General features: G+C 65.1%; 25 protein-coding genes. 11 read left to right on the top strand and 14 right to left on the bottom strand.

The window, feature by feature from the left end; all coding sequences use genetic code 11:
* From ACTIFJ_RS09585 to ACTIFJ_RS09560, 6 genes are all read right to left on the bottom strand, one after another.
* A partial coding sequence (locus tag ACTIFJ_RS09585; RefSeq protein ID WP_439533886.1) for a TonB-dependent receptor occupies window positions 1-1,497 on the bottom strand: 1,497 nt, incomplete at its 3' end.
* 307 nt (window positions 1,498-1,804) lie between these two features.
* On the bottom strand, window positions 1,805-2,386 hold the full coding sequence (locus tag ACTIFJ_RS09580; protein ID WP_439533885.1) for a nuclear transport factor 2 family protein: 582 nt from the start codon (window positions 2,384-2,386) through the stop codon (window positions 1,805-1,807).
* On the bottom strand, window positions 2,383-2,964 hold the full coding sequence (locus ACTIFJ_RS09575; protein ID WP_439533884.1) for a nuclear transport factor 2 family protein: 582 nt from the start codon (window positions 2,962-2,964) through the stop codon (window positions 2,383-2,385). Before ACTIFJ_RS09575 ends, ACTIFJ_RS09580 begins: the two co-directional genes overlap by 4 nt.
* A 12-nt stretch (window positions 2,965-2,976) precedes the next feature.
* Window positions 2,977-3,285, bottom strand: a complete 309-nt coding sequence (locus ACTIFJ_RS09570) for a putative quinol monooxygenase (RefSeq protein ID WP_439533883.1) — start codon at window positions 3,283-3,285, stop codon at window positions 2,977-2,979.
* Complete coding sequence (locus tag ACTIFJ_RS09565; protein WP_439533882.1) at window positions 3,282-4,925, bottom strand: class I adenylate-forming enzyme family protein; 1,644 nt, start codon at window positions 4,923-4,925, stop codon at window positions 3,282-3,284. Before ACTIFJ_RS09565 ends, ACTIFJ_RS09570 begins: the two co-directional genes overlap by 4 nt.
* A complete protein-coding gene (locus ACTIFJ_RS09560; protein WP_439533881.1) occupies window positions 4,925-5,281 on the bottom strand; it encodes a putative quinol monooxygenase in 357 nt (118 codons plus the stop codon). The genes ACTIFJ_RS09565 and ACTIFJ_RS09560 overlap by 1 nt, the downstream gene beginning before the upstream one ends.
* Window positions 5,282-5,478: 197 nt before the next feature.
* On the opposite strand from ACTIFJ_RS09560, the gene ACTIFJ_RS09555 reads away from it, so the two are divergent.
* Window positions 5,479-7,953: a TonB-dependent receptor gene (locus ACTIFJ_RS09555; protein ID WP_439533880.1), complete on the top strand. Its 2,475-nt coding sequence runs from the start codon at window positions 5,479-5,481 to the stop codon at window positions 7,951-7,953.
* Window positions 7,954-8,009: 56 nt separating this feature from the next.
* On the opposite strand, the gene ACTIFJ_RS09550 is transcribed toward ACTIFJ_RS09555, so the two are convergent.
* On the bottom strand, window positions 8,010-8,573 hold the full coding sequence (locus ACTIFJ_RS09550; protein WP_439533879.1) for a carboxymuconolactone decarboxylase family protein: 564 nt from the start codon (window positions 8,571-8,573) through the stop codon (window positions 8,010-8,012).
* A 99-nt stretch (window positions 8,574-8,672) separates the two neighbouring features.
* On the opposite strand from ACTIFJ_RS09550, the gene ACTIFJ_RS09545 reads away from it, so the two are divergent.
* The 3 genes from ACTIFJ_RS09545 to ACTIFJ_RS09535 all read left to right on the top strand — a co-directional run bounded on the left by ACTIFJ_RS09545 (window position 8,673) and on the right by ACTIFJ_RS09535 (window position 14,109).
* Window positions 8,673-10,778: a PQQ-dependent dehydrogenase, methanol/ethanol family gene (locus ACTIFJ_RS09545; protein ID WP_439533878.1), complete on the top strand. Its 2,106-nt coding sequence runs from the start codon at window positions 8,673-8,675 to the stop codon at window positions 10,776-10,778.
* Window positions 10,779-10,869: 91 nt separating this feature from the next.
* Complete coding sequence (locus tag ACTIFJ_RS09540; protein ID WP_439533877.1) at window positions 10,870-11,358, top strand: TspO/MBR family protein; 489 nt, start codon at window positions 10,870-10,872, stop codon at window positions 11,356-11,358.
* Between the two features lie 285 nt (window positions 11,359-11,643).
* Entirely contained in the window at window positions 11,644-14,109 is a 2,466-nt protein-coding gene (locus ACTIFJ_RS09535) for a TonB-dependent receptor (RefSeq protein ID WP_439533876.1), read from the top strand.
* 53 nt (window positions 14,110-14,162) lie between these two features.
* On the opposite strand, the gene ACTIFJ_RS09530 is transcribed toward ACTIFJ_RS09535, so the two are convergent.
* Both ACTIFJ_RS09530 and ACTIFJ_RS09525 read right to left on the bottom strand, forming a co-directional pair.
* Window positions 14,163-15,095 carry a 1-phosphofructokinase family hexose kinase gene (locus ACTIFJ_RS09530; protein ID WP_439533875.1) on the bottom strand — a complete coding sequence of 311 codons (933 nt, stop codon included), beginning with the start codon at window positions 15,093-15,095 and terminating at the stop codon, window positions 14,163-14,165.
* A gap of 30 nt (window positions 15,096-15,125) precedes the next feature.
* Window positions 15,126-15,656, bottom strand: a complete 531-nt coding sequence (locus ACTIFJ_RS09525; RefSeq protein WP_439533874.1) for a VOC family protein — start codon at window positions 15,654-15,656, stop codon at window positions 15,126-15,128.
* Window positions 15,657-15,789: 133 nt separating this feature from the next.
* On the opposite strand from ACTIFJ_RS09525, the gene ACTIFJ_RS09520 reads away from it, so the two are divergent.
* Window positions 15,790-17,139 carry an aromatic ring-hydroxylating oxygenase subunit alpha gene (locus ACTIFJ_RS09520; RefSeq protein WP_439533873.1) on the top strand — a complete coding sequence of 450 codons (1,350 nt, stop codon included), beginning with the start codon at window positions 15,790-15,792 and terminating at the stop codon, window positions 17,137-17,139.
* 143 nt (window positions 17,140-17,282) lie between these two features.
* Window positions 17,283-18,380 carry a CNNM domain-containing protein gene (locus tag ACTIFJ_RS09515; protein ID WP_439533872.1) on the top strand — a complete coding sequence of 366 codons (1,098 nt, stop codon included), beginning with the start codon at window positions 17,283-17,285 and terminating at the stop codon, window positions 18,378-18,380.
* Window positions 18,381-18,498: 118 nt separating this feature from the next.
* Here the strand turns inward: ACTIFJ_RS09515 and ACTIFJ_RS09510 are convergent, their stop codons facing one another.
* Both ACTIFJ_RS09510 and ACTIFJ_RS09505 read right to left on the bottom strand, forming a co-directional pair.
* Complete coding sequence (locus tag ACTIFJ_RS09510; RefSeq protein WP_439533871.1) at window positions 18,499-19,254, bottom strand: SDR family oxidoreductase; 756 nt, start codon at window positions 19,252-19,254, stop codon at window positions 18,499-18,501.
* Between the two features lie 23 nt (window positions 19,255-19,277).
* A complete protein-coding gene (locus ACTIFJ_RS09505; protein ID WP_439533870.1) occupies window positions 19,278-20,183 on the bottom strand; it encodes an SDR family oxidoreductase in 906 nt (301 codons plus the stop codon).
* 224 nt (window positions 20,184-20,407) lie between these two features.
* On the opposite strand from ACTIFJ_RS09505, the gene ACTIFJ_RS09500 reads away from it, so the two are divergent.
* Window positions 20,408-21,208 carry an SDR family NAD(P)-dependent oxidoreductase gene (locus ACTIFJ_RS09500; RefSeq protein ID WP_439533869.1) on the top strand — a complete coding sequence of 267 codons (801 nt, stop codon included), beginning with the start codon at window positions 20,408-20,410 and terminating at the stop codon, window positions 21,206-21,208.
* A complete protein-coding gene (locus tag ACTIFJ_RS09495; protein ID WP_439533868.1) occupies window positions 21,205-21,660 on the top strand; it encodes a VOC family protein in 456 nt (151 codons plus the stop codon). The genes ACTIFJ_RS09500 and ACTIFJ_RS09495 overlap by 4 nt, the downstream gene beginning before the upstream one ends.
* Window positions 21,661-21,667: 7 nt before the next feature.
* On the opposite strand, the gene ACTIFJ_RS09490 is transcribed toward ACTIFJ_RS09495, so the two are convergent.
* The 3 genes from ACTIFJ_RS09490 to ACTIFJ_RS09480 all read right to left on the bottom strand — a co-directional run bounded on the left by ACTIFJ_RS09490 (window position 21,668) and on the right by ACTIFJ_RS09480 (window position 23,847).
* Window positions 21,668-22,405: a class I SAM-dependent methyltransferase gene (locus ACTIFJ_RS09490; protein WP_439533867.1), complete on the bottom strand. Its 738-nt coding sequence runs from the start codon at window positions 22,403-22,405 to the stop codon at window positions 21,668-21,670.
* A 72-nt stretch (window positions 22,406-22,477) separates the two neighbouring features.
* A complete protein-coding gene (locus ACTIFJ_RS09485; protein ID WP_439533866.1) occupies window positions 22,478-23,020 on the bottom strand; it encodes a VOC family protein in 543 nt (180 codons plus the stop codon).
* A 2-nt stretch (window positions 23,021-23,022) separates the two neighbouring features.
* Entirely contained in the window at window positions 23,023-23,847 is an 825-nt protein-coding gene (locus ACTIFJ_RS09480) for a sugar phosphate isomerase/epimerase family protein (protein WP_439533865.1), read from the bottom strand.
* Between the two features lie 58 nt (window positions 23,848-23,905).
* Between ACTIFJ_RS09480 and ACTIFJ_RS09475 the strand changes: the two genes are divergently transcribed.
* From ACTIFJ_RS09475 to ACTIFJ_RS09465, 3 genes are all read left to right on the top strand, one after another.
* Window positions 23,906-25,117 (top strand): aromatic ring-hydroxylating oxygenase subunit alpha, encoded by a 1,212-nt coding sequence (locus tag ACTIFJ_RS09475; RefSeq protein WP_439533864.1) that lies wholly within the window; start codon window positions 23,906-23,908, stop codon window positions 25,115-25,117.
* Between the two features lie 76 nt (window positions 25,118-25,193).
* A complete protein-coding gene (locus tag ACTIFJ_RS09470) occupies window positions 25,194-26,354 on the top strand; it encodes an acyl-CoA dehydrogenase family protein (RefSeq protein WP_439533863.1) in 1,161 nt (386 codons plus the stop codon).
* Window positions 26,355-26,666, top strand: a complete 312-nt coding sequence (locus ACTIFJ_RS09465) for a Rieske (2Fe-2S) protein (protein WP_439533862.1) — start codon at window positions 26,355-26,357, stop codon at window positions 26,664-26,666.
* Window positions 26,667-26,849 lie beyond the last annotated feature (183 nt).

Here is a 26,849-nt window from a genome sequence, read left to right as displayed (position 1 = left end):
GATGTCATAGCGGCCGGCCAGTTCGAGCGAGAGCTGCTCGGAGAAGTTCAGTGTCACGTTGGCAAACGGGGCATAGTTGGTGCCGTCGAAACGGTCTTCAACCAGGTTGCCGGTGGCATAGGGCGTATCGAGCCCGTAGATCTGGATCGGGAAGGGGATGGCATTGCCGCCGCCGACCAGCGTGCGCACACCAGCCGCATTATAGCCGACATAACCGACCAGCTCGGCCGCGGTGATGCCGGCGGGGAGCGCACCGTTCAGCGTGTTGCCGACCCGGTAATCACGACGGTTCCAGACGAATTCGAAGCCGACCTGCCAGTTGAGGAAGCCTTCATCCTTGGAGGTCAGCCGGAGTTCCTGCGAGAATTGGGTGGTCTTGATCCGCAGGTTCTGGGTGCGATCGCCGAAGATTGGCGTCCAGCCGAAATAGTTGGTCGAGGGGTCGGACGGGTTGCTGTAGGGATAGTTCTTGCCGCTCGAATACTGGAGGACGTCGGAGAAGCCGGTGACGGACGTCAGCACGGCCGCGCCGAAATCATACTCCATGACGAGACCGGTGCTGATGATCTCGCGCTCATAGCGGCCCGGCACATCGGTGACGAAGGGTACATCGAGGTTTTCGTTGGCCGAAATATCGGTAACGCGAACGCCGCCGACCAGCGTGCCGTTCGGGGACAGGCCCGGCACCGCCTGGATCTTGGGCGTATAGGCCACCGCACCGCCGGTGGCGTGCGAGAAGACGATGCGACCATCGGCGGTGAAGGGCCCGCCATTATCCCAGACCAGACGCAGACGGCCCACTTCTTCCTTGAAGCGTTGCGGCTTCTCGTCGGTGTTGACGTTGGTGTAAGTGCCATCCGTGCCGGTAAACGCGCCGGACAGGCGCGCCGTCAGGCCCGGCATGATCGCGCCGCTGATGCTGGCGTTGGCGTTGTAGGTGGAGAATTTGCCGTAGGAGAACATGCCGTTGACGGTCAGGTCCTCGGTCGGCTTTTTCGTGGTGATGATGATGGCGCCGGCAGAGGCGTTGCGTCCGAACAGGGTGCCCTGCGGGCCCTTCAATACCTCGATCTGCTCCAGATCGAACAGCGCGGAGTTGAACTCGGCCGGGCTACCGATGCGGACGCCATCGACAATAATGGCAACCGACGGCTCGGCGTTGCGGATCGAGGCCTGGCCGCGGACGTTGATGAGGAAGTCGCCAGCGTTGACCGAAGTGACGAAATCGACGTTGGGGGTGAGCTGCAAAAAGTCCCCGACCTTGAGGATGCCGGCCTTTTCGATGGTTTCGCTGTTGTAGACCGAGATCGACACCGGCGTATCGACGAGCGCGGTCTCGCGCTTCAGGCCGGTAACGACGATTTCGTTGGAGTCTTCGGCGGCAGTCGCCGTCGATGTTGCCGCAGTGGTCTGGGCCGTGGCCATCGCCGGGGCGCACAGCAGCGCCACCGCCAGTGCCGAAACGCTCACCTGACGATTGTCGAAAAAGCTCATCATCTGTCCCCCTGCATCAAGCAGCCAAAATTAACCCGATGGGCGATCCCGAATTCGCCCTACCCCGCCCGACGCTGCCATTCTTTTCAAATGGTGCAGCGCAGGCTCCCCAAGACTTGTACTCAAAAAGCTGGCTGTCAATCGAGTTTTGACGCCTATTCGCCGGAAATTGTGGATTTATGGATACAATCTCAAGAAATCGCGCATGGAGGATGTCAATATGTCCGGACATGCGGCAACGCGTACGCGCCGTGCGCAAGTACTCAGCCGTAGAAAACCACATATGTGATAAATCTTGATCGCCGAGGCCTTATGGCCGGTTGTGAAATACCGGATCGTCCGGCCCGCGCTGGCTGCGCGGTCGCAGCGTGGCGAACATCCCCTGATGGAGGATTTGCGTCGACGGCGCATTGTCGTTCCAGTCGAGCACCACCTGGCGCTCGAGGATGCGCCACTCGCCGGCGCGGCGCTCGAACCGGTCGAGATAGCGGCCGCCCATCATGAACAGGTGCCGGCCGGGGTCGAACGCCCCCTCGCCGTGGCGGGCGACATAGGCGTCGCCGAAGATGTCCACCGCCTGAGACTGGGGGACCTGGCAGACCGATAGCAGATAGGCCTCGCTCGCCGCCCGGTCACCCTCGACGACGATGTCGACATTGGAGATGTCATGGGTTGCCATCTCGAACCAGATCTGGATGCCGTTGATGATGAACGGGATGAAGGTTTTGGCGTCGCCGAGATAGATGCCGTGGCGGTCGCCGCCGTCGGGCCAGTAGACCGTCTCCATCATCGCCAGGTCGGCGCGGTCGAGCGCCGTGCAATAGCGTGTCAGCACGGCCATGATGTCACGCCGGGCGACAAGGTCCTCCAGGTCTTCCGGGCTGATGCTCACGGGCGGTTGGAAAAGACGAGGTCGTCCGGCCCGCGGGTGCCGCGCGGCCTCAGCGTCGCGAACATGCCCTGGTCGAGGATTTCGCCCGACGGACGGTTTTCGTTCCAGTCCATCACCACCTGCCGCTTGGCAATCCGCCACTCGCCGTCGCGGCGTTCCAGCCGGTCGAGGTAGCGGCCGCCGAAGTAGAAATGATGGTGGCCGGGATCGAGGCCTTTTCCGCCGAACATTTCCATGTAGCGCGAGCCGAAGATGCTCTCCGCCTTGTCGGCACGGACCTTGTGATAGGCGAACAGATAGGCCTCGCTGACCGCGACATCGCCCTCGATCTCCATGTGGATGTTCATGATGGCGTGCATCGTCACCTCGAACCATTCCTGGATCTCGCGGATGATGAAGTCGGCGAATTCCGCCGCATTGCCGTTGAACACGCCATGGTTGTCGATGCCGTCCGGCCAGTAGACGCCCTGCATCATCCGCGCGTCGCAGCGGTCGAGCGCCCGGCAATAGCGTGTCAGCACCGCGTAGCAGTCCCGGCGGGCCACCAGGTCCTCAAGGTCAGCCTGGGTGACGGCCATGCGCGTTCTCCTTCAGCGGTGCGAGCGATAGAATTCGATCTTCATCTCTTCGGCCAGGCATTCGAAGATCGGCGGCACCAGCCGATCGTGGAAGTCGATGTGCATGTGATGCTCGAAGGCGGCATCGTCGCGGAAGGTGGCGATGCACAGGAACATGTCCGGATCGCTCTCCGACTGGAACAACTCATAGACCAGTGCATCCGGCTCCTGAGCGTGAACCAAGGTCTTGAGCTCGACCTGCAGCGCGATCATCTCCTCGCGCTTTTCCGGCTTCGTTCGCAACTGCGCCACGAAGCTCTTTCCCGTTGCGCCCATGCTCATGCTCCCAATCCCGGTTTGTCCAGCCCCAGCTCGTCGACCAGCTGCGCGCGCAGTCGGAATTTCTGGATCTTCGAGGTCGACATCGGCCAGCTCTCCACGAAGCGGATATGGCGCGGCAGCTTGAACCCGGCCAGCTTGCCCCGGCAGAAGTCGATCAGCTCGGCCTCGCTGGCCTGCCCGCCCTCGGCCAGCTCGATGAACGCCGCCGGCACCTCGACATAGCGCGGGTCGGGAATGCCGACGACCTGCGCAAGCTTGACCGCATCATGCCCCTGCAGCATCGCCTCGATTTCGGCCGCCGCGACATTCTCGCCGCCGACCTTGAGCATGTCCTTGGTCCGGCCATGGAACATGATCTGGCCTTCCTCGTCGAACGAGCCGATGTCGCCGGTATGGAACCAGCCGCCGCGCAGCACCTCGGCCGATTTCTCGGGCGCGTTATAATAGCCCTTCAGCATGTTCGGCCCGCGCGCGACGATCTCGCCCTTGTCGCCGACCGCGCAATCCTGGCCGGACTCGATGTCGACGATCCGCACTTCCCAGTCATCGAGCGGCACGCCCAGCCGCCCGGTGCGCTGGTCGAACCGGTCGGAGAGCCGGCTGGTGCAGATCGTGCCGGCACCCTCGGTCAGCCCATAGGTGCCGACCTGCAGCGTGTGCGGCATTGCCTTGGTCATCGCCTCCTTGATCCAGGCCGGCTGGACGGCGAAATTGGAGTTCATCAGCCGCAGCTTCGACAGGTCGGTCGAGGTGAAGGTCGGGTGCGAGATCAGGTCCTGCATGATGGTGACAAAGCTCGGATAGGCGACCGTCGCGCCCTCCCGCCCCAGCATTGCCAGCGCCGCGCCGGGCTCGAAATGCGGGACGGTCAGATAGGCGCCGCCGACATCGAGGATCATCGTCATCGGCAATATGCCGGCGATATGGAAGATCGGCAGTGGCGACCACACCCGGTCCTCGGCCGTCACCTCATAGCGCACGCCGAGATTGCGGCTGTTGCCGACGATGCCGCGGTGGCTGATCAGCGCGCCCTTGGGATTGGCGGTGGTGCCCGAGGTATAGAGGATGAACGCCGTGTCCATCTCGTCGACCGCGTCGATGCGGGCATCGACCGCCTCGTCGCTGATCGCCTGGCCCTGTTCCAGCGCCCGGGCGCCGCCCAGCAGGTGTGGGGCGCAGGGGCTGTCGATGCAGATGATCCGCTTCAGCATCGGCGCCTCGGGCAGCGCCAGCGCCTGCGGGTCGGGTGCGGCGGCCAGTGAGGGCAGGGCGGCCAGCAGCCGCTCGTTGAAATCGAGCGTGTCGGCCATCCGCCCCGAGGTGACCAGCGCCACCAGATCGGCGTCCTTGATCAGGAACGCCAGCTCGCCGGCCTGGTAGCGGGCGTTGACCGGCACCGCCACCGCGCCGGCCATCACCGCGCCGAACAGCAGCTCGACGAATTCCGGCCTGGTGGTCAGCAATATGCCGATATTGTCGCCGGGCTTGATGCCCATGGCGATGAAGGCCTTTGCCCAGCCGCGCGCCGCTGCATTGAGCTCGCCATGGCTGCGCCGGTCATCGGGGAAGACCAGCGCGTCGGCATCCGGCCGCGCCGCGGCCGAGGCGCGCAGCATCGCGCCATAGGTGAGGATGGCCATTAGCCAGCATCCAGGTCGTAAAGCATCTCGCGGGAATAGCTGCCGTCCATGCACACGAGCATCTTCTCGATGATCGGTTTGCCGTGCTCGGTTTCCATGTGGGCCTTGTCGGCGGCCTCGTCGACGAACGATTCGTAGACGGCGAACATGCCCGGTTCCTCGAGCCGGAAGAATTTGAAGGCGAGCGTGCCGGGCTCGCGATCGACCAGCCCTTCCATGGCTTTTGCCAGTTCGATGAAGGTGGTTACGCTGTCCGCCTTGATGCGGAAGCGTGACAGGAAACTATAAGCCACGTCGTCATCCCCAATGCACATTGGTGCGCGATGCCGCACACAAGGCGCATAGAAAACAATCATGCCTGCTTTTTCAAGCCAATTATCCGACGCGTGCTGCAATGCTGCAACGCACAATGCGACAATTTTGCCACTGTGCAGGAAGGATTAAAAAAAACATGCATGTCTGATTGCTCAGCGGATATTCTCTGGGCTAGGTAATGCCAGCAACAATCCAACGGCCATCAAGAGCCGCCTGAAATCTTTGGGGGAGTGAATACATGACATCGAAGGCAATCCTTGGCGGCGCTGTGTCGTCTCTCGTTCTGGCGGCCGCCATGGCCGCGCCCGCATTTGCCCAGACTGCCGCGGCCCCGGCAGCCGCCGCGACGGCGCAGGACGAAGGCCTTGGCGAAATTCTCGTCACTGCCACCCGCCGGTCGTCCAATCTCCAGTCGACCGCGGTCGCCGTCTCTGCCATCGATTCCCGGCTGATCCAGCAGGCCTCGCCGCGCAACGTCGGCGATCTGGCCGCGTTCGTGCCGAACTTCTCGGCCGCCACCATCACCGGCTTCAACGCCGCCTCCTTCGCCATCCGCGGCGTTGGCCAGACCTCGATCATCGTCTATTTCGAGCCGCCGGTCGCGGTGCTGGTCGATGACTTCGTCGTCTCCAGCGTCCAGACCCAGCTTCTCGATGTCTTCGACGTCGACCAGGTCGAAGTGCTGCGCGGCCCCCAGGGCACGCTGTTCGGCAAGAATACCACCGGCGGCGCCGTCACCGTCCGCACCAAGCGCCCGGTGATGAACGAGATCGGCATGCAGGGCCAGTTCCAATATGGCAGCTATGGCACCCACCGCCTGCAGGGCGCCGCCAACATCCCGATCGTCAATGACATCCTCTCGGTCCGCCTCGTCGGCGGCTATGAGGGCAGCGACGGCTATTATCGCAACGGCGCCTGCTACGGGCCGGTGACCGGCGCCAATGTGATGGGCAACACCAACACCAAGTTCGAGGGCGTCTCGGGTTGCGGAGACAATAGCCGGCTCGGCGGTGTCAGCGTCTGGCAGGCCCGCGCCAAGGTTCTGTTCGAGCCGACCAGCACGATCAGCGCGCTGTTCCAGTACGAAATCCTCCGCGACAAGTCGGACAGCATTCCCTCGGTCAACGAGAATGATCTCTATCAGGGCCCGGGCGGCTTCCTCACCGATTTCCTCGGTACCACCGCCACCAACCCGCGCAGCAGCGACCCGCTCGACAATGCCGGCATCACCAACAAGTTCAACGGCCTCATCGAGATGCCGTTGGGCCAGCGCATCGATGTCGACGGCTTCTACCTGAACGTCGATTTCGATCTCGGCTTCGGCACCCTGACTTCGGTTTCCGGCTACCGCAACCAGCGGTCGCGCCTGCCCAACACCTATCCGGGCGTGGCGCCGCGCGCCGCTGACGGCGATGCACTGTCGATCTTCGATGCCACGCGTGACGATAATCGCAAGACCTGGCAGCAGGAGCTGCGCCTCGCCACCGATTTCGAAGGGCCGTTCAATGTCGTCGCCGGTGGCTTCTACCAGCGCGAGACCATCGATTTCTGCGTCGCCCAGATCCTCGGCTTCCTCGATCTGACCGGCGGTCCGCTGCCGTTCGGCAACTGGAACGACACGCCCTATATCCTCTGCAACGGCCAGAAGGGCACCTCCAAGGCCCTGTTCGCCGAAGGCACGCTGAAGTTCACCGACACGCTGACGCTGACCGCCGGTCTTCGCCACAGCTGGGATGACAAGACCTGGCGGGGCCGCCAGCAGGCGTTCATCCCCGAACTGAATGGCGGCTTCGACCTCGGCATCAACATCGATGAAGCCCTTGACGCCAGCGTCTACAAATTCCCCGCCAACACCGTCGAGGTCACTTCGCGGGATCGCAAGCTGACCTGGCGCGCCAGCCTCGGCTGGCAGGCGACGGACGATGTGTTTGCCTATGGTACCTATGCCCGCGGCTACAAAGCCGGTGGCTTCAACGACCAGATCGGTGGCTTCGCGGCCTTCGGCGCCGATCTCAATGCCTTCCGCAGGGCCGCTGTCGCTACCCGTCCGGAGACGGCCGACAGCTTCGAGCTGGGCGTCAAGAGCCAGTTCCTCGACAATCGCCTGCGCTTCAACCTCACCGGCTTCTATGTGAAGTACAAGGATCTGCAGAAGCAGCTGAACGTGCCGATCACGGTTAACGGCCAGCCGAACCAGGTGACGTTGTTCGTCAACGCCGCCAGCGCCACGGTCAAGGGCCTCGAACTCGAGACCTCGGCCCTGCTGTTCGAAGGCTTCACCCTGCGCGGCGTCGCCGGCTATCTCGATGGCAGCTACGACCAGTACACCGCCACCGGCGCCGGCTATGATCTTGCCAGCGCTCCGCTTGACCGCGCGCCGCGCTGGCAGTGGACGATCGACGGCACCTATCAGGTCCCGGTCGGCAGCGACCACAAGCTGGTCCTGAACGGCAATGCCGCCTATACGGCGCGCAACCTGAGCACCCAGGCGATCGACACGCCGTTCGGCAACACCTTCCTTAATGCCCGGACGCTGTTCAACGCCTCGCTGACGCTGGCGCAGGCCGACGACCGCTATTTCGTCCGCCTGCTCGGCCGCAACCTCTCCGACGCGCGCTATCGCACCGCCTCGCAGAATGTTGCCGGCCTCTGGCAGAACTCGCAGTTCGGCCCGCCGCGCTTCTACGGCGTGGAAGTCGGCTTCCGCTACTGATGGGGAGGGATCATCAGCGGACAGGCAGCCTTGGCGCCTGTCCGCTGATGCCCGATTCAGGCCGTCGCCAGCGCGTCGGTGAAGCAGACCGCATCGAGACCCAGCACATGCACGGTGCGGCCCAGCGCCATCCAGGCGCCGACGCACAAGGTCAGGTCCATGATCTCCTCCTGGGTAAAGGCGGCGTGCATCCGGTCCCAGAAGTCACCGTCGCCGGCCAGCCCCTTGGGCGCTTCCCCCATCCGCTCTGCGAACTCGATCGCCAGACGCTCGCGGGCGTTGAACGCATCAGCGTTCCGCCACTCCTCCACGGCGCTGTAAAAGGCCTCGTCCGGTGCCTCGCCGCCGCGCGCGACGATGGACTGGCTGGCATCGCCGCCGACCGACTCCAGATAACCGTTGATGTCACGGGCCGCGCGCATCGACTTGCAGATCGTGCAGCCGTTGATCAGCGCCGTCCGGTAGCGCGCTGCCTCCAGGATGCGCAGCGGCAGCCGCGACGACTGGTAGACCGCCTTGGCATAGGCGACTCCGGCGGCGCCGACCTCGGGCGCATAGGTGCGCGCCGCATAGCTCAGCGCGTCAAGCATCTGGTCTTCAGGTACGTCAACTTGTGGCATGATGTCCTCCCAATTTATTTCCGAGGCAATATGAATTGCATTCGGCCGAGAGTCACGCACAATCATCCAGTCGAGATATAGTAATCCGGAGCCGAAATAATGCTGAATCGTAACAAGGCACCGCTTCTTGCGGGCGCCGTTATTGCCATATTCTCCGGGGTTGCTGTTTTCGCCGCCACCACAGGCAGCGCTCCATGGGCCGCCTATCTTTCGGACAACAGCGATGGTCGTAACTGGTCAGGCTTCGGCCGTACTTATGGCGAGCAGCATTTCAGTCCGCTCACCCAGATCAATGACAGCAATGTCGCCGGCCTCGGCCTCGCCTGGTTCAAGGACCTGCCGCCGGGCAATTCGGTCACCGGCCCGCTGGTGGTAGACGGCGTGCTCTATTTCACCACCGGTTATAGCGTCGTCAACGCTGTCGATGCCCGCACCGGCGAGGAGCTCTGGGTATTCGACCCCAAGGCCCCCGAGGCCTCGGGCCACAAGCTCCGCCAGGGCTGGGGCAGCCGCGGTATCGCCTGGTGGAACGGCAAGATCTACACCGGCACCCAGGACGGCCGGCTGATCGCCATCGATGCGAAGACCGGCAAGCAGGTCTGGTCTTCAATGACCATGGGCAAGGACGACAAGCGCTTCATCAGCGGCCCGCCGCGCGCCTTCGACGGCAAGATCATCATCGGCCATGGCGGCGCCGACGTCGCCGCCATCCGCGGCTATGTCACCACCTATGACGCCGAGACCGGCAAGCAGCTCTGGCGCTTCCATACTGTGCCGGGCAACCCGGCCGACGGCTTCGAGAACAAGGCCATGGAAATGGCCGCCAAGACCTGGGCCGGCGAATGGTGGAAGCACGGCGGCGGCGGCACCGTCTGGAACTCGTTCAGCTATGATGCCGAAACCGACACCGTCTTTCTCGGCACCGGCAATGGCTCACCCTGGAACCACAAGATCCGCAGCGACGGCAAGGGCGACAATCTGTTCCTCTGCTCGATCATCGCGCTCGACGCCAAGACCGGCGAGTATAAATGGCATTACCAGATCAACCCCGGCGAGAGCTGGGACTTCAACAGCTCGATGGACATGGAACTGGCCGACATCACCATCGACGGCCAGCCGCGCAAGGTGCTGATGACCGCGCCGAAGAACGGCTATTTCTATGTCATCGACCGGATCACCGGCAAGCTGATCTCCGCCGACAATTATGTGCCCGCGACATGGGCCAGCCGCATCGACACCGAGACCGGCCGCCCGGTCGAGGCGCCCGGCATCCGCTACGAGGGCGCCCGCGCCAGCTTTTCGCCCACCTCGATCGGCGCCCATAGCTGGATGCCGATGTCGTTCAGCCCGCAAACCGGCCTCGTCTATATCCCGGCGATCGAGCTCGAAGCGACCTATTGGGACACTGGCATCACCAGCGAGAACTGGGAGCGCAAGCCGGGCATGGCGCTCGACTATGCCACCTATGTCGACATCGCCCTGCCCAAGGGCAGCGAGACCCAAAGCGCGCTGGTCGCCTGGAACCCGGTGACGCAAAAGCCGGCCTGGCGTGTGCCCACCCCCTCGCACACCAATGGCGGCACCGTGGCGACCGCCGGCAATCTCGTCTTCCACGGCCGTGTCGACGGTGATTTCGTCGCTCACGATGCCCGCACCGGCAAGCAGCTGTGGTCGTTCAACGCCGACGCTCCGGTGCTCGCCCCGCCGATCAGCTATGAGGTGAACGGCGAGCAATATGTCACCGTGCTGAGCGGCATGGGCACAAGCGCCGCCTTCCTCGGCCCGCTGCTGGCCAAATATAATATCGACTATCGCCACCAGCCTCGCCGCGTCCTCACCTTCAAGCTCGGCGGCAAGGCGACGCTGCCCAAGACCGAGCCCTATGTCCGCACCGCCTTCGAGGACCAGGACTACAAGGCGGACGCCGCCGCCGAGGCGCGCGGCATGGCGCATTACAACGACTATTGCCTGGTCTGTCACGGTTTCCAGGTGGTCGGCGGCGGCGTCGCTCCCGATCTTCGTACCTCTAGCCTCGTCCTCGAGGAGGAAAGTTTCGCGCCCGTCGTCAACAAGGGCTTGCTCGTCCCCCATGGCATGCCGCGATTCGAGGAGCTGGACCGCAAGGCCCGCGACGACATCCGCACCTATATCCGCGCTCGTGCTGCCGAGCTCCGCGCCACACCGCCCCAGGCTGCCGGCAAATAGCCTGATCCGCCTCCTTTCACCGCACCGGGAACTGTCCTGTCAATTGGCGCGTTTGGCGTGCATGGACTGATCTTGTGTTCGTGGAGGTCGTGTGGCGGATTTCAACATGCCGGCGGTGTTCGCCATCGGCTGGATGCTCGCCCTCTGCCTGATCGGCGGGCTGATGACGCCGCGTGCTGATTGGTATGCCCGGCTGCGCAAGCCGTCCTGGCAGCCGCCCGGTTGGGCGTTTGGCCCGGGCTGGACAATCATTCTCGGCCTTGCGGCCTGGTCCGGCGTCCGCGCCTGGAACGCCGCCGATCCGGCACAGCAGACGAGCGTGCTGATCCTGTTCGGCGTCAACGGCCTGTTTCACCTGCTCTGGAGCCCGCTATTCTTCAAGCTGCAACGCCCTGACTGGGCGTTGATCGAAGTGCCGTTCCTCTGGGCGTCGGTGCTGGCGATGGTCATTGGCCTCTGGCCGATCGACCGGCTAGCGGCGCTGCTGCTGCTGCCCTATCTCGGCTGGGTGGCCTTTGCCGCCTCGCTCAACTGGGCGGTTGTCGTCCTCAATCCGCGTACGTCTGCCACTGAAACATGAGATGTGCTGATCTGCGGCCAGGACTAGAACGCATTACTATAACTTCGGCACTTATCCATGAATCTCAAGACACATGCCATAAATGATCGGCATGGCACGCCAAATCAAAGCAATTTTCATTTGAACATGTGAGAAAATGCCGCCTTTGTTTTGGCATTTGTTCGCCTGATGGTGAAACAGGCCCTTGTATATGACGGCGCGTCTTTTAGGCTGACTCCTCCACAAACAGGGGGCTGTTTCATGATGATGCATTTTGTTCGCCGGTTCATGGTGAGCAGTTCGGCTATGGGCATTCTTGTCGCGACATCGGCGCTGCCAACGGCGGCTCAGGCGCAGACCACGGCGGTCGATGCCGCCGATACGATCGTCGTTACGGCGCGCAAGCGCGAGGAATCGCTGGTCGAGGTGCCGCTCGCCGTTTCGGTGTTCAGCCAGGCCAATATCGAGGACCGCGGCATCAACACCATCGCCGACCTGTCCGCCTTCACCCCCGGGTTCACTTTCCAGGAGACCGGCCAGGCCGGGGCCTCGGGCCGTGACAACCCCAACATCCGCTTCCGCGGCGTCGCCGTGCAGAACGAGAACCCGGCGTCGCGCGCCGGCGCCATATTCTACAACGGCTCCTATCTCTCCGGAGGCGCCGGCCTGATGCCGGTGTTCGACCTGCAGCGCGTCGAAGTCATCAAGGGCCCGCAGAACGCGCTCTATGGCCGCAACACCTTCGCCGGTGCCGTCAACTTCCTGCCGGCCGAGCCGGGCGACAAGCTCGAAGGCTTCGTCAACGCCCTGTTTTCGCCCAGCGACGAGTCCACCTATCAGGTCCAGGGCGCCATCAGTCTGCCCATCGCCGACAATCTGGCCCTCCGCGTCGGCGCCTCGTACCGCCGAGGCGGTGCCGACTTCACTTACGCAAACGGCGATCCGCTCGGCAGGGAGAACACGACCAGCCTCCAGGCCACGCTCGTCTATGACAACAAGAACGGCGTGAAGCTCAAGACCACCGGCTTCTGGGTCGATGCCGATGATACCCGCTCCACCGTCTCCATCCTCGCCAACACCCTGCCGGGCCAGTGCAATCGCACCTTCTCGGGCAACATCCGCAGTGTGGCGACCGGCCAGATCACCGGCAATTTCACGACCAATCTCGCCAACAGCCAGGTCGGCACCATCTGCGGCGAGGTGCCGGATTATGATGCCCCTGCAGGCTTCACCGTGCCCCCCATCGGCGAGTTCCGCGGCACCGTGCCGATCCAGCCCGGGGCCAGCGGCTCGGTCGCCTATATGCAGACGCTGCCGCCGGAGGCCCGCGGCTATTCGTTGCCGGCGCCGCCGAACGGCCTGGGCAACACCTATCGGACCTGGCTGATCAACCAGTCCGGCGAGTTCGACCTGCCCGGCGATCATACCCTCAGCATCGTTGGTTCCTACGGCCAGAACGGCAGCTACCGTATCCGGGACTCCGCCGACGGCACGCTGGTCACCCAGGTTCGCCTGAGCGCCTATGCCTTCTATACGCATGATATCTTCGCCGAGGCGCGCATCACCTCTCCCGGCGAAGGTCGGCTGCGCTACATGTTCGGCGCCAGCTACTACAAGGGCGCGTCGCGCGCCTTCGAGTTCCTGCAGTTCGCCGGCACCGGTGGCCTCAACGACGACCAGCAGCTGACTTTCATCGATTCCGAAGTCTATGGCGCCTTTGCGACGCTGGACTATGAGTTCGTCGACAATCTCACCCTGTCGCTCGAAGGCCGCTACGGCACCGACAAGGTGACCACGCTCTACAATGGCCCGACGCTGCGCGATTACCCGGCGGGCACCGTCCAGCCCGCCGTCGTCCGTAACGCCGTGCAGAGCTTCACCAAGTTCATGCCGCGCGTGCTTTTGTCCTTCCGCCCCAACCAGGACCTCAACATCTACGGCAGCTGGGCGATCAGCTACCTGCAGGGCTCGGACACCAACGCCCAGACCTACGCCACGCGCATCCCGTCCGCCGGCATCAACCCGGCCACGTTCGGCAACTTCACGCCTGTGCAGCGGCTCAACGCGTTCGAAGTCGGGGTCAAGGCGGCGCCGACCAGCAACCTCAGCCTGTCGGTCGCCGGCTATTACATGGACTGGCAGAATCAGGTGCAGTTCGAGCTCTCGTCGCCGGCCACCGGCTTCATCCCGCTCTTCTCGCCCGGCGATTCCCGCTACAAGGGCATTGAGGCCGAGGCCACCTTTGCGCCGGTCGACTGGCTGCGGCTCGAAGGCAATTTCAACTATGTCGACGCCGAGTTTACCGATTTCGCCGGCGCCGGTTCGCTGGCGGTCGGCGTGCTCTACCCCCAGCTCGTCCCCGGTACGCAGATCTCGTCGATCGGCAATCGTCCGCGCTACATTCCGACTTGGACCAGCGCGCTCGCCGGCACTGTCCGCTTCAACAAACTGCTGGGCTTCGATCAGGAGACCTTCCTGCGCGTTGACGGCATCTACAACGGCTCCTTCTTCGTCGACAATTTCGAGTTTAACGAGGTGCCCGGCAACTGGAAGTTCAACGCCCGCCTGTCGTCGCAGATCACCCGCAACATCCGGCTCGATTTCTACGGGCTCAATCTCACAAACGACCTGAGCTTCACCTCGGCAGGCGGCGACACGGCCGGCAACCGCACGGTCACGCCGGCATTCCCCGGCGGCTTCAACACCCGCCGCACCTTCGGCACGCTGCCACGCGCCCGGGAACTCGGCCTGGAGCTGTTCGTCACCTTCTGATCGCCCCACAAAGGGGAACGGGGCGGGGCTCCGGCGCCAGCCGGGGCCTCGCCCTATCCGGCGTCGCCCGCCAGCGCCGCAAACAGCCGCTCGACATCGGCGGCCCGGCAGCCGCCCATGTCGGGCGCCATTACCGCCGCCGCACCGGCCGCCACCGCATAGCCAAGCGCCCGGTCGAGCGCCCAGCCCTCGACCAGCGCCACCGTCAACGCGGCCACGAAACTGTCTCCGGCGCCCAGCGCACTGTGCACGGTCACCACCGGCGCAGCGCGGTGGTGCACCTCGCTGTCGCTGACGATCAGCGCCCCGCCCCGGCCAAGGCTGACGGCGACGATCTCGCACTGCCCCGCCGCGATCAATCCGCGCGCCGCCTCGACCTGGTCCCGCCGGTCCGGCAGCTTGCGGTCGACCAGGGTTTCCAGCTCGCCGATGCTCGGCTTGATCAGCCACACCCCGCGGTCAAGCGCCGCCCGCAACCCCGGCCCCGAGGTATCGAGCACCACCCGCGCCGCCTTGCCCGCCGCCACGTCGATGACCCGGTGCCAGGCCTCCGGCGCCAGCCCGCGCGGCAGGCTGCCGCTGGCGACCAGCACGTCAAAGTCCATCGCCGCCAGCGCATCGAGACAGGCCTCGAACTCGCCCGCGCTCACCGCCGGCCCCTCCGGCGTGAACCTGTACTCCATCCCGCTGACCCGCTCGAACACCGTGTGGGCAATGCGCGTCATCCCGGCGATGTCGATCCGCCGGCCGTTGATCCCGGCCGCCGCCAGCATCCCCTCCAGCATCTCCCCGGTAGCGCCACCGGCCAGGTACAACGCCCGCGCGCGCCGTCCCAGCTCGCCCATCACCCGCGCCACGATGATGCCGCCGCCGCCGGCATGATGATGCTCGTCGACGGTCCGGATCTTGCGCAGCGGACGGACGGCGTCGGCGGTGGCAAAGCTGTCGATCGCCGGATTGAGGGACAGGGTGACAATCGAACGCATCAGCAATCCTGCCGCTTTGGGAAGCCCTGACTATAGCGACCGCACCGGATCGCGCCCATCCCATCCCACACTCGCCGCCTTCACCGCGCCGAACAGCTCGTGCATCCCCTCGCGCATGTCGATGATCTCGATCATGGTGCCGGGATAGACAGTGTCGGTCTCCAGATAGGCGAAGCGGGACAGCGGCAGCTCGCCCTCCATCACCACCCTGATCCCGGCGGCCCGCGCCGCCGCCATCTGCGCCTCATAATCATCGGCAACCGTGCCGAGGTGATGCACGCCGCTACGCCCGTCGTCGAGAAACTTGCGGTAAGTTGAGGGCGCCGTGCCCGGCACGATGATCTCGATCATCGTGTCGCCGCTATAGGCCAGCGCCACGCCGCCCAGCACATTGGTGTCGGTAGCCGGCGCCTCATCCAGCTTCAGCCAATCGAAACTGAACGGGATCGGGAACAGGAAGAACGGCCCCACCCCGAGTCGGCTCGTCCAGTGCTCGAGCGCCGGCTCGAGCGCCTCGACGACATAGGCGGTCTGGAATATCGGCCCGAACAAGCGGCTCATCGCATTCTCCCCATGGCGGGGCCTCTCCGGCACCCTCTGCGACACTGACAGCCCGATCCCCACTTGTAAAACAGACATGTTTGTCTTTTTATGCTAATGCTCAGGCAACAGACCTGGTGGGAGGATCTCTGCAATGAATTATGCATATCGGCTTTGGAACGTGCACACGGGCAAGGCCCATCCGTTCAACACCGCCGCGCCCGCCATCGATCATGGCACCGCACGCCCGACGCCTGACCGCTATTTCGACAAGGACTTTGCGGCCGCCGAATGGGAGAAGGTCTTCGCCAAAAGCTGGCTGATCGCCTGCCCGGTGTCCGACATTCGCGAGCCCGGCGACTTCGCCAAGTTCGATATCGGGCCGGAGTCCTTCATCATCGTTCGCGACCAGGATGGCTCAATCAAGGCGCACTACAATGTCTGCCCGCATCGCGGCGCCCAGATCGTCCTGTCGGACCATGGCTCGGTCGGCAAGTTCAGCTGCCCGTTCCACAGCTGGAGCTTCGGTCTCGACGGCCAGAACATCGAGGTCACCGACCGCGAGACCTTCCAGCCCGGCGTGCTCTGCCACGACCTCAACCTCACCTCGGTCCGCTGCGAGGAGGCCGCCGGCCTCGTCTTCATCTCGATGGACCCGGACATCCAGCCGCTCAAGGAATGGCTGGCGCCTATCCTGCCGCATCTCGAACTCTACGAGATCGAGAAGATGAACGTCGTCCAGCACAAGCGGTCTGACTGGGGCTCGAACTGGAAGGGCGGTGTCGACGCCTTCGCCGAGACCTACCACCTCCATGCCATCCACCCGCAGACCCAGTGCCTGATGGATGATCGCACCCATATCGATGTCTGGCCCGGTGGCTTCAGCCGCCAGTTCGTGCCCTTCGCCCAGCCCAGCCGCCGCTTCGAGGACCAGGAATCGGTCAATCCCGGCATCCAGATGATGCTGCGCGACGCCGGCATCGATCCCGAGACGTTCACCGGCACCGCCAAGGAAACCCGCGAGGCAATCCAGAACGCCAAGCGCGAGCGCGCCGCCCGCTACGGGCTGGACTATGAGAAGTTCAGCGACACCCAGCTCAGCGACAGCTGCGTCTACAGCGTGTTCCCCAACGCCCAGATCGGCCTGCATCCTGAGGCCGTGTTCCTGCACCGCTTCGTGCCGCACGCCACCGACCCCAACCAATTCACCTATGACACCTGCATCCTCTACCGGAACATCGATGCCCCCGGCTTCGTCCCCCCGGCCTGGATGGGCCTCGGTGCCGAAGTGGACCTCACCGGCGACACCCGCCCGGACATCGTCCGCACCGGCCTTGGCGAACCCCCGGAGCTCGGCGAAGTGCTGGACCAGGATTCGGAACTGCTGCCCATCGTCCAGGCCGGTGCCCGCTCGCGCGGCTTCCGCGGCCCGCTGTGGAGCGATCAGGAAGCCCGCCTCCGCCACTTCCACGCCACCCTCGACGCGATGATGGCGGCGGACTGACGACAACGGCCGGCGAGCGGTGGGGGCCTGGGCCCCACCGCGCGCCCGCGCGCAACGCGGCGCGGGACCAACGACGACAGCGGCGGGTTTGCAATAATGCGCCCGAGCCGCGCATCACTGTCGCCGAGAGTGTACCCTGACCCATGGTCGAAATTCTTCTGCTATTCTTTGCCGTATCCATCGTCGCGTCGTTTTTCTGTTCGCTCTGGGAAGCGGTGCTGCTCAGTATCTCGCCGGCCTATATGCAGCAACAGCTGACCTCGGGCTCGGGCCTCGGCCGCGCCCTCGCCGACTTCAAGACCAACATCGACCGGCCGCTCGCGGCGATCCTCAGCCTCAACACCATCGCCCATACTGCCGGCGCAATCGGCGTCGGCCAGCAGGCCACGCTGATCTGGGGCGATTCCGATCCGTTGATCACCGGGCTGGTGGTGCCGGTGGCGATGACGCTGGCCATCCTGCTGTTTTCGGAGATCGTGCCCAAGACGCTGGGGGCCAACAACTGGCGGTCGCTGGCGCCGATGACCGTCCGATCGCTCAATGTCCTGATCCGCCTGCTCAAGCCGTTGATATGGCTGTGCCAGCTGGTCACCCGGATCGTCAGCCGCGGCGACAAAGAGGACAGCTTCAACCGCGCCGATCTCGTCGCCATGACAGAGATTGGCGAGGAGGAAGGCGAGCTCGATGACCGAGAAGGTGAATTCATCCGCAATCTTATGGGCTTCCGGGAGGTCCGCGTCCGCGCCATCATGACCCCGCGCACGGTCGTCACCTCGGCGCCCGGCGACCTCAGCTTCCGGCAATTCTACGATCGCCATGAGGAATTGACCTTCTCGCGCATCCCCATCCGCGGCGCCGACAGCGCCGAACTCCTCGGCTATGTGCTGAAGGACGAAGTGCTGGAACAGATCGTCGACGGCGACGACAAGGAACCGCTCGAGTCGATCATGCGCCCGATCATCACCGTCCCGGATCAGGAAAGCCTGTTCGCGCTGTTCGACCGGCTGATGAAGGAACATGAGCACATCGCCAGCGTCGTCGACAGCTATGGCAGCATGGTCGGCATCGTCACCATGGAGGATATCGTCGAGACCCTGCTCGGCGCCGAGATCATGGACGAAACCGACCGGATCGCCGACATGCAGTCCCACGCCCGGCGCCACTGGCAGCAACGCAGCCGCGCCATGGGGCTCGCCCCGGGACAATCGCCGCCGGGGCAAGAGATCGAGCCGCAACGCTGACGCGAGGCTGCTGGCCTAACCTACGCCGCCGCACCCAGTCCATGCATGGATACCGCGAGGCACCTGCCCACCCATGGGGTCCGGGGGCTGAGCCCCCGGCCGCCGGAGGCCCTCTTTCTTACGGCCGGATCGTCAGCCCGTTGTCCACGACGAACTCCGCCCCCGTCACAAACCGCGACTCGTCGGACGCCAGGTACAGCACCATCGCCGCCACATCGGAGGGCGCCCCCACCGCGCCGGCCGGAAGCACGCCGTCGGGCACCGCCTGCGCCTGACCGGCCCGGCCGGAGGCTTCCTGAACCATCGGCGTCTCGATCGCGCCGGGGTGCACAGAGTTGCAACGGATCTTGTAGCCCTTGTCCTGGCACATGATGGCGATCGACTTGGTCATCGAGCGCACGGCGCCCTTGGCGGCCGAATAGGCGAAGAAGATCGGATAGCCGAGCAGCGCGCCGGTGGAGGACATGTTGACGATCGAGCCGCCGTCGCCCTTGTTCATCAGCGGGATGGCGTATTTGCACCCCAGGAACACCCCGTCGGTCATGATCGCATTGACCCAGCGGAACTGCTCCAGCGTCGTGTCCTCACAGTCGGCCATCACCACCACGCCGGCATTGTTGATGAGGATGTCGAGTCGGCCGAACCTGGCCTCGATATCGCCGATCACCTGCTGCCACGCCGCCTCGGACGCCACATCGAGCGCCATCGCCACCGCCGCGCCGCCGATCCGGTCGGCCACGGCCTGTGCCGCCTCGAGCCGCACATCGGTGACGATCACCGTCGCGCCCTCCTGAGCCAGCAGCTCGCTGTCGGCGGCGCCCAGTCCGGAGCCACCGCCGGTGACGAGTGCCACCTTTCCTGCAACACGTCCCATAGTCATCCTCCCCAAACCGGCGCTCAGGCGGCGCCGTCCTCGCTGAAATAATCGGGCATGCCGCCCGGCCAGACCACGCCCCATTGCGCCTGCCCGCCATCGATGATGATCAGGTCGCCGTTGATGAAGCGCGCCGCCGGCGAGGCCAGATAGGCGATCTGCTCGGCCACATCCCAGGCGTTGCCGCGGATCTTCATCGGGTTGGCCTTGTGGAAGCGCACCAGCGCCTCCTCGGGATAGACGGCAAAGCCTTCGGTTTCGATGACGCCCGGCCCGATGCAGTTGACGCGGATATTGAACGGCGCCCATTCGGTGGCGAGCGTCTTGGAAAGATAAATCACCCCGGCGCGTGCCGCGCAGGTATGCGCCGCCTGCGGCATGCCGCGCTCCACATTGGCGACGATGTTGACGATGTTGCCCGGCGTGCCGGCCTCGCGCCAGCGCTTGGCCGCTTCCTGCATCATCCACCAGCTGCCGTTGAGATTGGTGTCGATCACCGCCAGCCAGCCCTTGCGGCTGAACTCGATCGCATCCTGCGGAAACTGGCCGCCGGCATTGTTGACCAGCGTGTCGATGCCGCCGAACCGGTCATGCACATCGCCGATCAGCTGTTCCACCGCTTCCGGCTCGCGGATCGACATCGAGGCCGTGAAGATGTCCTTGCCGGTCGCGTCCTTGATCAGCCTGGCGGTGGCTTCCAGCTTTTCCGGCTTGCGCCCGCAGATCGCCACATTGGCGCCGAGCCGGGATGCCAGCATCGCCGTCGCCTTGCCCATGCCACTGCCGCCGCCGCTGATCAGCAGCGTCTTGCCGGCCAGCAGATCGGGGCGGAACACGCTTTCGCGCGTCGCCAGCTCGGCCTCGGGCACGCCGCGCTTCGGCCGAGTCGGGTCGTTGGCATCGGGCCGGACATGCGCCTTCGCGGTCATGCGAGCGGCCGGGCGGAAGAGAGGATATGGGTCACGGAAGCTCCTTTCATGCCGCCAGATTGGTAGCAGCACTGCCCGACAAAACAAACAGATATGACTTTTTTTCTTTGGCGTGTCCGGATTTCTGCGGCAGGATGCCAGCGATCAACCAGCGCCTGCCGTCAATCAGGCAGGATTGTTTTTAATGCGATGCCGGCCACCGGCACGCCACCGGGGAGAAGATAATGAGCCGCCTGAAGGGCAAGACTGCCATCGTCATGGGCGCCGCCGGACGCGGCAACATGGGCCAGGTCATCGCTCGCCGCTTCGCCGCCGAAGGCGCCCATGTCGTCGTCGGCGGCCGCAACGAGGAGGCGCTGGCCGAGCTCGCCACCGAGCTGAACGGCGCCTATGCCGTCGCCGATATGGAGAACGAGGCCCAGCTCGCCACGCTCGCCGACACCGCCGTCGACCGTTTCGGCGGCCTCGACATTGCGCTCAACGCCACAGGCTGGGGCCTGCTCAAGCCGTTCCTGGAGACGACCCGCGAGGACATCGACCGGATGGTCGGCCTGCAGTTCACCGGCGCCATCCTCTTCTACCAGGCGATGCTGCGCGCCATGCGCGACGGCGGCTCGCTGATCCAGATTTCCTCGGCCACCGCCAGCATCATGCTGGAAGACCATGCCGCCTATATGGGCACCAAGGCCGGCGCCGACCATGTGTTGCGCTGCGTCGCCAATGAGTTCGGCCATCGCGGCATCCGCGCCAATTCGATCGCCCCGGGCTTCACCGGCACGCCGATGACCGCCCGCGCCTCGAAGAACGCCGCCATCGTCAACACCTTCGCCCGCGAATATCCGCTCGGCCGCGTCGGCACCTCGGAAGACATTGCCGATGCTGCCGTCTGGGTCGCCTCGGACGAATGCTTCATGACCGGCCAGACGCTGCAGGTGAACGGCGGCCTGACGCTCCGTCGCAACCCGCGCAACGACGAGATCGTCACCGCGGTCAAGGCCGCCAAGGCCGCCGCAGCCGCCCAATGATTATCGGCGTCCACCACCTCGCCATCTCGACGCCGGACATCGACCGCTTCGTCGACTATTACCACCGCATGTTCGGCTTCGAGCAGGTCGGCGGCGGCGGCTGGGAGCCCGGCAACGACCGCATCGACCGCATGGTCGGCCTGCCCGCCAGCAGCGCCCGCTACGCCATGATCCGCCTCAGCACGCTGCACATCGAGGTGTTCGAATATACCGCCCCGCGCGGCCACGCCGTCCACCCCCGCATGTGCGACCACGGCCTCACCCACCTCTGCCTGTACACCAACGATATCGAGGCCGACTATCAACGACTTGCCGCACAAGGCATGGCCTTCAACTGCCCGCCGGGCGGTAGCGGTGCCACCCGCGCCACCTATGGCCAGGACTGCGACGGCAACACCGTCGAACTGCTCCAGATCGTCGACGACGCCTGCGGCTTCGCCTATCCCGGCTGACCTGCGTTCAGCCCCGCCGCCGCCCGATCAGCAGCCCCTTGCTGCCCGTGCCTTCGAAAGAAAACTGGAAGTCCGGCCAGCGCCGTTGCCAGCGCCGTGCCACCACGCGCTCGCCGGGCCGCGCCGCATCGTCGAGCATGATCACCCCGCCCGGCGCAATCCGGTCAAACAGCCGCTCCGCCATGCCGCGCGCATAGGGATGGACGGTCCAGGGCGGTCCGTCGATCACCAGCAGGTCGATCACCGGCGGCACGTCGCCCAGATCATACCACAGCCCCGGCCAGGCGGCATCGCGCAGCGTCAGTGGCGCGTGGCGGAAGTCGGCCGTCAGCCCATGCTCGGCCAGCCATCCCGGCATGCTCGCCACATAAGGCGCGTGCTGGTCGAAGCTGGTCAGCCGGCCACCGCCGTGTCCGGCCAGTGCCTGCGCGGCCACCAGCGATGTCGCGCCCGATCCCAACTCGACAACATGGCGCGGCCGCAGCTGCCCGATCTCGTCGACCATCCGGCCCAGCATATAGACATCGGCCTTCCAGCTCCCGAGGTGCGGAAGCGCATCATGCGGCAGGCCGATGCGCGCCAGCAGCGCCGCCTTGGCGGCCAGCGTGCCGCCATAAAGGCTCTTGAGCAGCCACGGCCACTGGATCACGGCAAAGCCAAGCTGGAACAGGCGCTCCCGCGGCGTGCGCAGGTCAAGCGAGGCCGCGCCGTTGGACAGCAGGCCCGTCGGATTCTTTGTCGTCAATGTCCGCGCCCACCCTCGCCCCACAAGGGTTCTTAGGCCGCGTTTCCGACAATTGCCATGGTCTGCTTCGGATCAGGACCGCGCCGGCCCGCCCAGCTCCCGCACCAGCGTCGCCGGGTCCCCGTCCCAGCGTTCCGCCGCCTTGCGGATCGCCCCGAAAAAGGCCCGCAGCGCCGGCTTGTCCTCGACGATCTCTACCATGTGCCCGGCGCTGGCGGCGGTATCGACATAGGCATAGCGCATGTCGCCGAACCGCCCGGTGGTCGCTGGCGCGAAGCCCCGCGCCGCATAATGCGCCAGCGCCGCGTCGAAGTCGTCGGGAATGAACGCGACATGATGGAGCGCCGTCTTCCCCACCGGCACGGTATCGCGGAACGCCGAAGCGCTGTCGTCGAGCTGCTCGACCAGCTCGATCTGTACATCGCCGTGCTGGGCGACGGCGGTGGAGAAGCGTGTCGTGCTCGGCAGCCCCCGGTGCTTCTGGTCGCTGACCTGGATATCCCGGTTGACCAGAAACGGCCCGATCCCAAGCGTCTCATGCCAATGGCGGATGCCACCCTCCAGCCGCGGCACCACCCAGGCATATTGCATGATGGCAGGACGATATGCGGCCATGCTCAAAGGCTCCCCAACACGGCGCGACTCGCCTCGACAGCCCGGCTGACCCGGTCGCGCGCCGACACCCCGGCCTTGCGCGCCGCCGATTGCGGCACCTCGACATCGATGATCGTACCCGGCCGCAGCGGCGCCAGCAACGCCGCCAGCGGGAATTCCCCCGTCCCCGGCAGCGCCCGCTCGCCCACCGCCTCGCGCCAGCGCCGGTCGTCGGCAATCGCCAGCGGCCCGTCGCAAAGCTGGACGAAATCGACCAGATCGGCGATCATCGCCACCTCGTCCGGCCCGCCGCCGCTGCGCATCAGGTGCAGCATGTCGAGCACCACCCGGCCATTGTCGCGCGCCGCATCGCGGACGATCGCCTCGGCCAGCCGCGCATCGCGGACCGCCGAAAAGCCGTTGAATTCCAGCCCCGCCTCGATCCCGTGCCGCGCCGCCCGGTCGCAGAAATCGGCGAACCGCACCGTCGCCGTCGTCCGGTCGGCATCATGGACATGCGCCGTCGCCCGCCGCGCCCCCAGCGCCGCGCCGATCCTCAGCCCCTCCTCGAACGCATCCATGTCCCCGCCGTCAAGCGGAAAAACTTCCAGATTCGAAACACTTACCGCAGCCTCGTCGAGCGCCGTCCGCACCGCTTCGACATCGTCCGCGCCCACCACCGGATAAAATCCCCGCGCCGCGTCCGGCACATGGGTGAACAGGCAGACCGACTGGCACCCGAGCTCGGCCGCCAATCCAATCAGCGCCAGCGGCGGCGCATCGAGCGCCGTCAATTGGTGCAGGGAAAGCTGCGGGGCCGTCTGCCAGCGTTGCAAAAAAGCATTCATGATTGTTTTTATGGGCGCTCGTGCTAGACCGAGTCAAACGCCTTTGGGGATTATCGTCATGGACGCCGCTGCCACGCTCCGCGCCAAGCAACAAATGGCCTATGAGGCCGAACGTACCGCCCCGCCGGAGGGCTTTCCCAAGCTCGCCGACATTCCGGGCAGCCGCTACGTCGATCCGGAGTTCCTGGCGCTCGAACGATCCCGGATGTGGAAGCGCGCCTGGCTCTATGCCGGCCATGCCGACCAGCTGCCGAACAACGGCAGCTGGTTCCTCAATCGCAACACCGGCTCGCCGATCCTCATCGTCCGCGATCTCGAAGGCCAGATCCGCGCCTTCTACAATACCTGCCAGCATCGCGGCGCGCCGCTGGTCACCGAGGAGGCCGGCGAGGGCAGGGGCTTCGTCTGCGGCTATCATGGCTGGAGCTACACGCTCACCGGCAAGCTTACCGCCATCCGTGACCGTCGCGATTTCGTCGATCTCGATTTCGCCTGCCGCTCGCTGGTCAGCGTCCGCTGCGAAACGCTCGGCAACCTGATCTTCATCAACGAGGACCCCGAGGCCCAGCCGCTGCTCGAACATATCGCGCCGATGGCCGACGAGCTGAAGCAATATGCCTTCGATACGCTCCGGCTCGTCGAGTCGCGCAGCTATGAGGTCAATTGCAACGTCAAGGTGCTGCTCGACGCCTTCCTCGAAGTCTATCACCTGAAGTCGATCCACCAGAGCACCGTCGACCGCTTCCTCGATTATCGCGGCATGACCATCACCCTCTGGCCGCAGGGCCACAGCCGGATGATCACGCCGAACCGCCGCCCGGACTGGAAGGACCCCGGCACCATCGGCATGCCCAAGGTCGAGAGCGTCACCGAAGTCCCGGCCAACAACAATGTCAGCTATTGCATCTACCCCAATTTCATCATGCCCCCCTCGGACAGCGGCATTCCGCTGCTGCAATTCTGGCCGGTCAGCGACACCACCGCCCGCGTCGTCTCGACCTGGATCGCGCCCGATTACGATCCCGAGAACCCCCATCCCAAATGGGCCGCCCGCACCGCCAACTGGGAGCGCATTCTCTACGAGGACCTGCAATATGCCCCGCAGATCCAGGAGTCGCTGCAAAGCCCCGGCTTCCGCGGCATGCCGCTGAACTACCAGGAGCGCCGCCTCTATCACTGGCACGAGGAGCTGGACCGCCGCATCGGCCTCAACCAGGTTCCGCCCGAGCATCGGGTCGAACAGCTGCTCGCCCCCTTCGTCGATGGCTGAAGCCGTCCACGGTCGGCCGCCACCGGTTGATCGTGACGGATTGCGGTCCCGAATGCCCCTCATCTAGGATACCCCCATGAACTTCACCATGACCGCAGACCAGCGCGAGTTGCAGGCCGCTGCGCGCGATTTCGCCCGCGCCGAACTGCCCGCAATCGCCACCGAGCTGGAGCGGGACAACAAGCCCCCCAGCCATGATCTCGTCCGCCGCTACGCCGAGATGGGCTTCCTCGGCATCAACGTCCCCTCGGAGCTCGGCGGCCTCGGTCTCGGCAACCTCGAAGCGCTGATCGTGCTCGAGGAATTCGCCAAGATCTCCTCGGCGGTCGCCTTCCCGATCTTCGAATCCTCGGTCGGGCCGGTCCGCGCCATCGAGCTGTTCGCCCCCGAAAGCCTCAAGCGCCGCGTTGTCCCTGCCGTCTGCCGCGGCGAAATGGTCGTCGCCGTCTCGATGTCCGAGCCCGATGCCGGCAGCGCGCTCACCGATCTCAAGACCAAGGCCGTCGTCCAGGGTGACAAGGTCATTGTCAACGGCACCAAGCGCTGGTGCTCGGGCGGCGGCCATGCCGATGCCTATCTCGTCTATTGCCGCCTGTCGGACGAACCCGGCGCCCGCTCGATCGGCGCCGTGCTCGTCGAGAAGGGCGCCCCCGGCCTCACCTTCGGCCCCAACGAGCAGCTGATGGGCTTTCGCGGCATCCCCTCCTCTGACCTGTATTTCGACAATTGCGAGATCCCGGCCGAAAACATCGTCGTCCCCGCCGGCGGCTTCAAGAAGCTGATGGAAGCCTTCGATCTCGAACGCTGCGGCAACGCCACCATGGCGCTCGGCCAGGCCTCGGGCGCGCTCGAAGACGTCTGCGTCTATGTCCAGGAGCGCAAGCAGTTCGGCAAGCCGATCGCCGAGTTCCAGGCCGTCCAGCTCAAGCTCGCCGAAATGCAGATGAAGGTCGATGCCGCCCGCCTGCTGATCTGGCGCGCCGCCTCCAACGCCCAGGACGGCCTGCCCTCGGTCCTCGACAGCTCACTCGGCAAATGCTTCGCCAACACCATCGCCCGGGAAGTCACCGGTGACGCCCTCCAGCTGATGGGCGCCTATGGCTATAGCAAGGACTTCCCGATGGAACGCCGCCTCCGTGACAGCTGGGGCTGGGGCATCGCCGGCGGTGCCATCGACATCCAGAAGACCAATATCGCTGCCGCCATGCTCGGCCGCCGGTTCGACCAGCGCCGCTAAATGCCCCGCACCGCCATCGCGCCGCTGGACGAGATCCCCGAAAACGGCAACCGCGCCTTTCCCATCGGCACCCGCTCGGTGCTTATCTGCCGCTCGTCCGCTGGCGTCTTCGCCGTCGAGAACATGTGCAGCCACCAGCAAGCCACCCTCGAAGGCGGCAAGGTCAAGGGCCCCCATCTTTTCTGTCCCCTCCACGGCTTGCGCTTCGACCTCCGCACCGGCGCCCCCAACGGCACACTCACCAAGAAGCCGATCACCCTCTACAAGGCCGATGTGGTGGACGGCATCGTCCACGCGGACTTGCCTGAGTGAGGCCGGAAGCGTGCCTCCGGCGGCCGGGGCCTTGGGCCCCGGACCCCAATAAGGGGCATCGCATGTCAGGAGCCAACCCCCGCGCGAAGCGCAATAAAATGCCTGCGGCGCGCGTGCCCGTCGAATTCGGTCACCGCCCCCTCATCGGGGTCTGGGGCCTGAGGCCCCAGCCGCCGGAGGCAA

Source organism: Polymorphobacter sp., assembly GCF_051860865.1.
Lineage (GTDB): Bacteria > Pseudomonadota > Alphaproteobacteria > Sphingomonadales > Sphingomonadaceae > Sandarakinorhabdus.
Note: the sequence above shows the minus strand (reverse complement) of the source record. Positions and strands in the feature narration are given on the sequence as shown.

Coding starts and splice junctions, on each gene's coding strand:
- ACTIFJ_RS09530 (WP_439533875.1), bottom strand. CDS start 15,095: ATGCGTTCGATTGTCACCCTGTCCCTCAATCCGGCGATCGACAGCTTT.
- ACTIFJ_RS09485 (WP_439533866.1), bottom strand. CDS start 23,020: ATGGCCGCATATCGTCCTGCCATCATGCAATATGCCTGGGTGGTGCCG.
- ACTIFJ_RS09465 (WP_439533862.1), top strand. CDS start 26,355: ATGCCCCGCACCGCCATCGCGCCGCTGGACGAGATCCCCGAAAACGGC.
- ACTIFJ_RS09495 (WP_439533868.1), top strand. CDS start 21,205: ATGATTATCGGCGTCCACCACCTCGCCATCTCGACGCCGGACATCGAC.
- ACTIFJ_RS09500 (WP_439533869.1), top strand. CDS start 20,408: ATGAGCCGCCTGAAGGGCAAGACTGCCATCGTCATGGGCGCCGCCGGA.
- ACTIFJ_RS09555 (WP_439533880.1), top strand. CDS start 5,479: ATGACATCGAAGGCAATCCTTGGCGGCGCTGTGTCGTCTCTCGTTCTG.
- ACTIFJ_RS09510 (WP_439533871.1), bottom strand. CDS start 19,254: ATGGGACGTGTTGCAGGAAAGGTGGCACTCGTCACCGGCGGTGGCTCC.
- ACTIFJ_RS09575 (WP_439533884.1), bottom strand. CDS start 2,964: ATGGCCGTCACCCAGGCTGACCTTGAGGACCTGGTGGCCCGCCGGGAC.
- ACTIFJ_RS09505 (WP_439533870.1), bottom strand. CDS start 20,183: ATGACCGCGAAGGCGCATGTCCGGCCCGATGCCAACGACCCGACTCGG.
- ACTIFJ_RS09565 (WP_439533882.1), bottom strand. CDS start 4,925: ATGGCCATCCTCACCTATGGCGCGATGCTGCGCGCCTCGGCCGCGGCG.
- ACTIFJ_RS09560 (WP_439533881.1), bottom strand. CDS start 5,281: ATGATTGTTTTCTATGCGCCTTGTGTGCGGCATCGCGCACCAATGTGC.
- ACTIFJ_RS09515 (WP_439533872.1), top strand. CDS start 17,283: ATGGTCGAAATTCTTCTGCTATTCTTTGCCGTATCCATCGTCGCGTCG.
- ACTIFJ_RS09470 (WP_439533863.1), top strand. CDS start 25,194: ATGAACTTCACCATGACCGCAGACCAGCGCGAGTTGCAGGCCGCTGCG.
- ACTIFJ_RS09520 (WP_439533873.1), top strand. CDS start 15,790: ATGAATTATGCATATCGGCTTTGGAACGTGCACACGGGCAAGGCCCAT.
- ACTIFJ_RS09475 (WP_439533864.1), top strand. CDS start 23,906: ATGGACGCCGCTGCCACGCTCCGCGCCAAGCAACAAATGGCCTATGAG.
- ACTIFJ_RS09545 (WP_439533878.1), top strand. CDS start 8,673: ATGCTGAATCGTAACAAGGCACCGCTTCTTGCGGGCGCCGTTATTGCC.
- ACTIFJ_RS09570 (WP_439533883.1), bottom strand. CDS start 3,285: ATGAGCATGGGCGCAACGGGAAAGAGCTTCGTGGCGCAGTTGCGAACG.
- ACTIFJ_RS09550 (WP_439533879.1), bottom strand. CDS start 8,573: ATGCCACAAGTTGACGTACCTGAAGACCAGATGCTTGACGCGCTGAGC.
- ACTIFJ_RS09480 (WP_439533865.1), bottom strand. CDS start 23,847: ATGAATGCTTTTTTGCAACGCTGGCAGACGGCCCCGCAGCTTTCCCTG.
- ACTIFJ_RS09535 (WP_439533876.1), top strand. CDS start 11,644: ATGGGCATTCTTGTCGCGACATCGGCGCTGCCAACGGCGGCTCAGGCG.
- ACTIFJ_RS09525 (WP_439533874.1), bottom strand. CDS start 15,656: ATGAGCCGCTTGTTCGGGCCGATATTCCAGACCGCCTATGTCGTCGAG.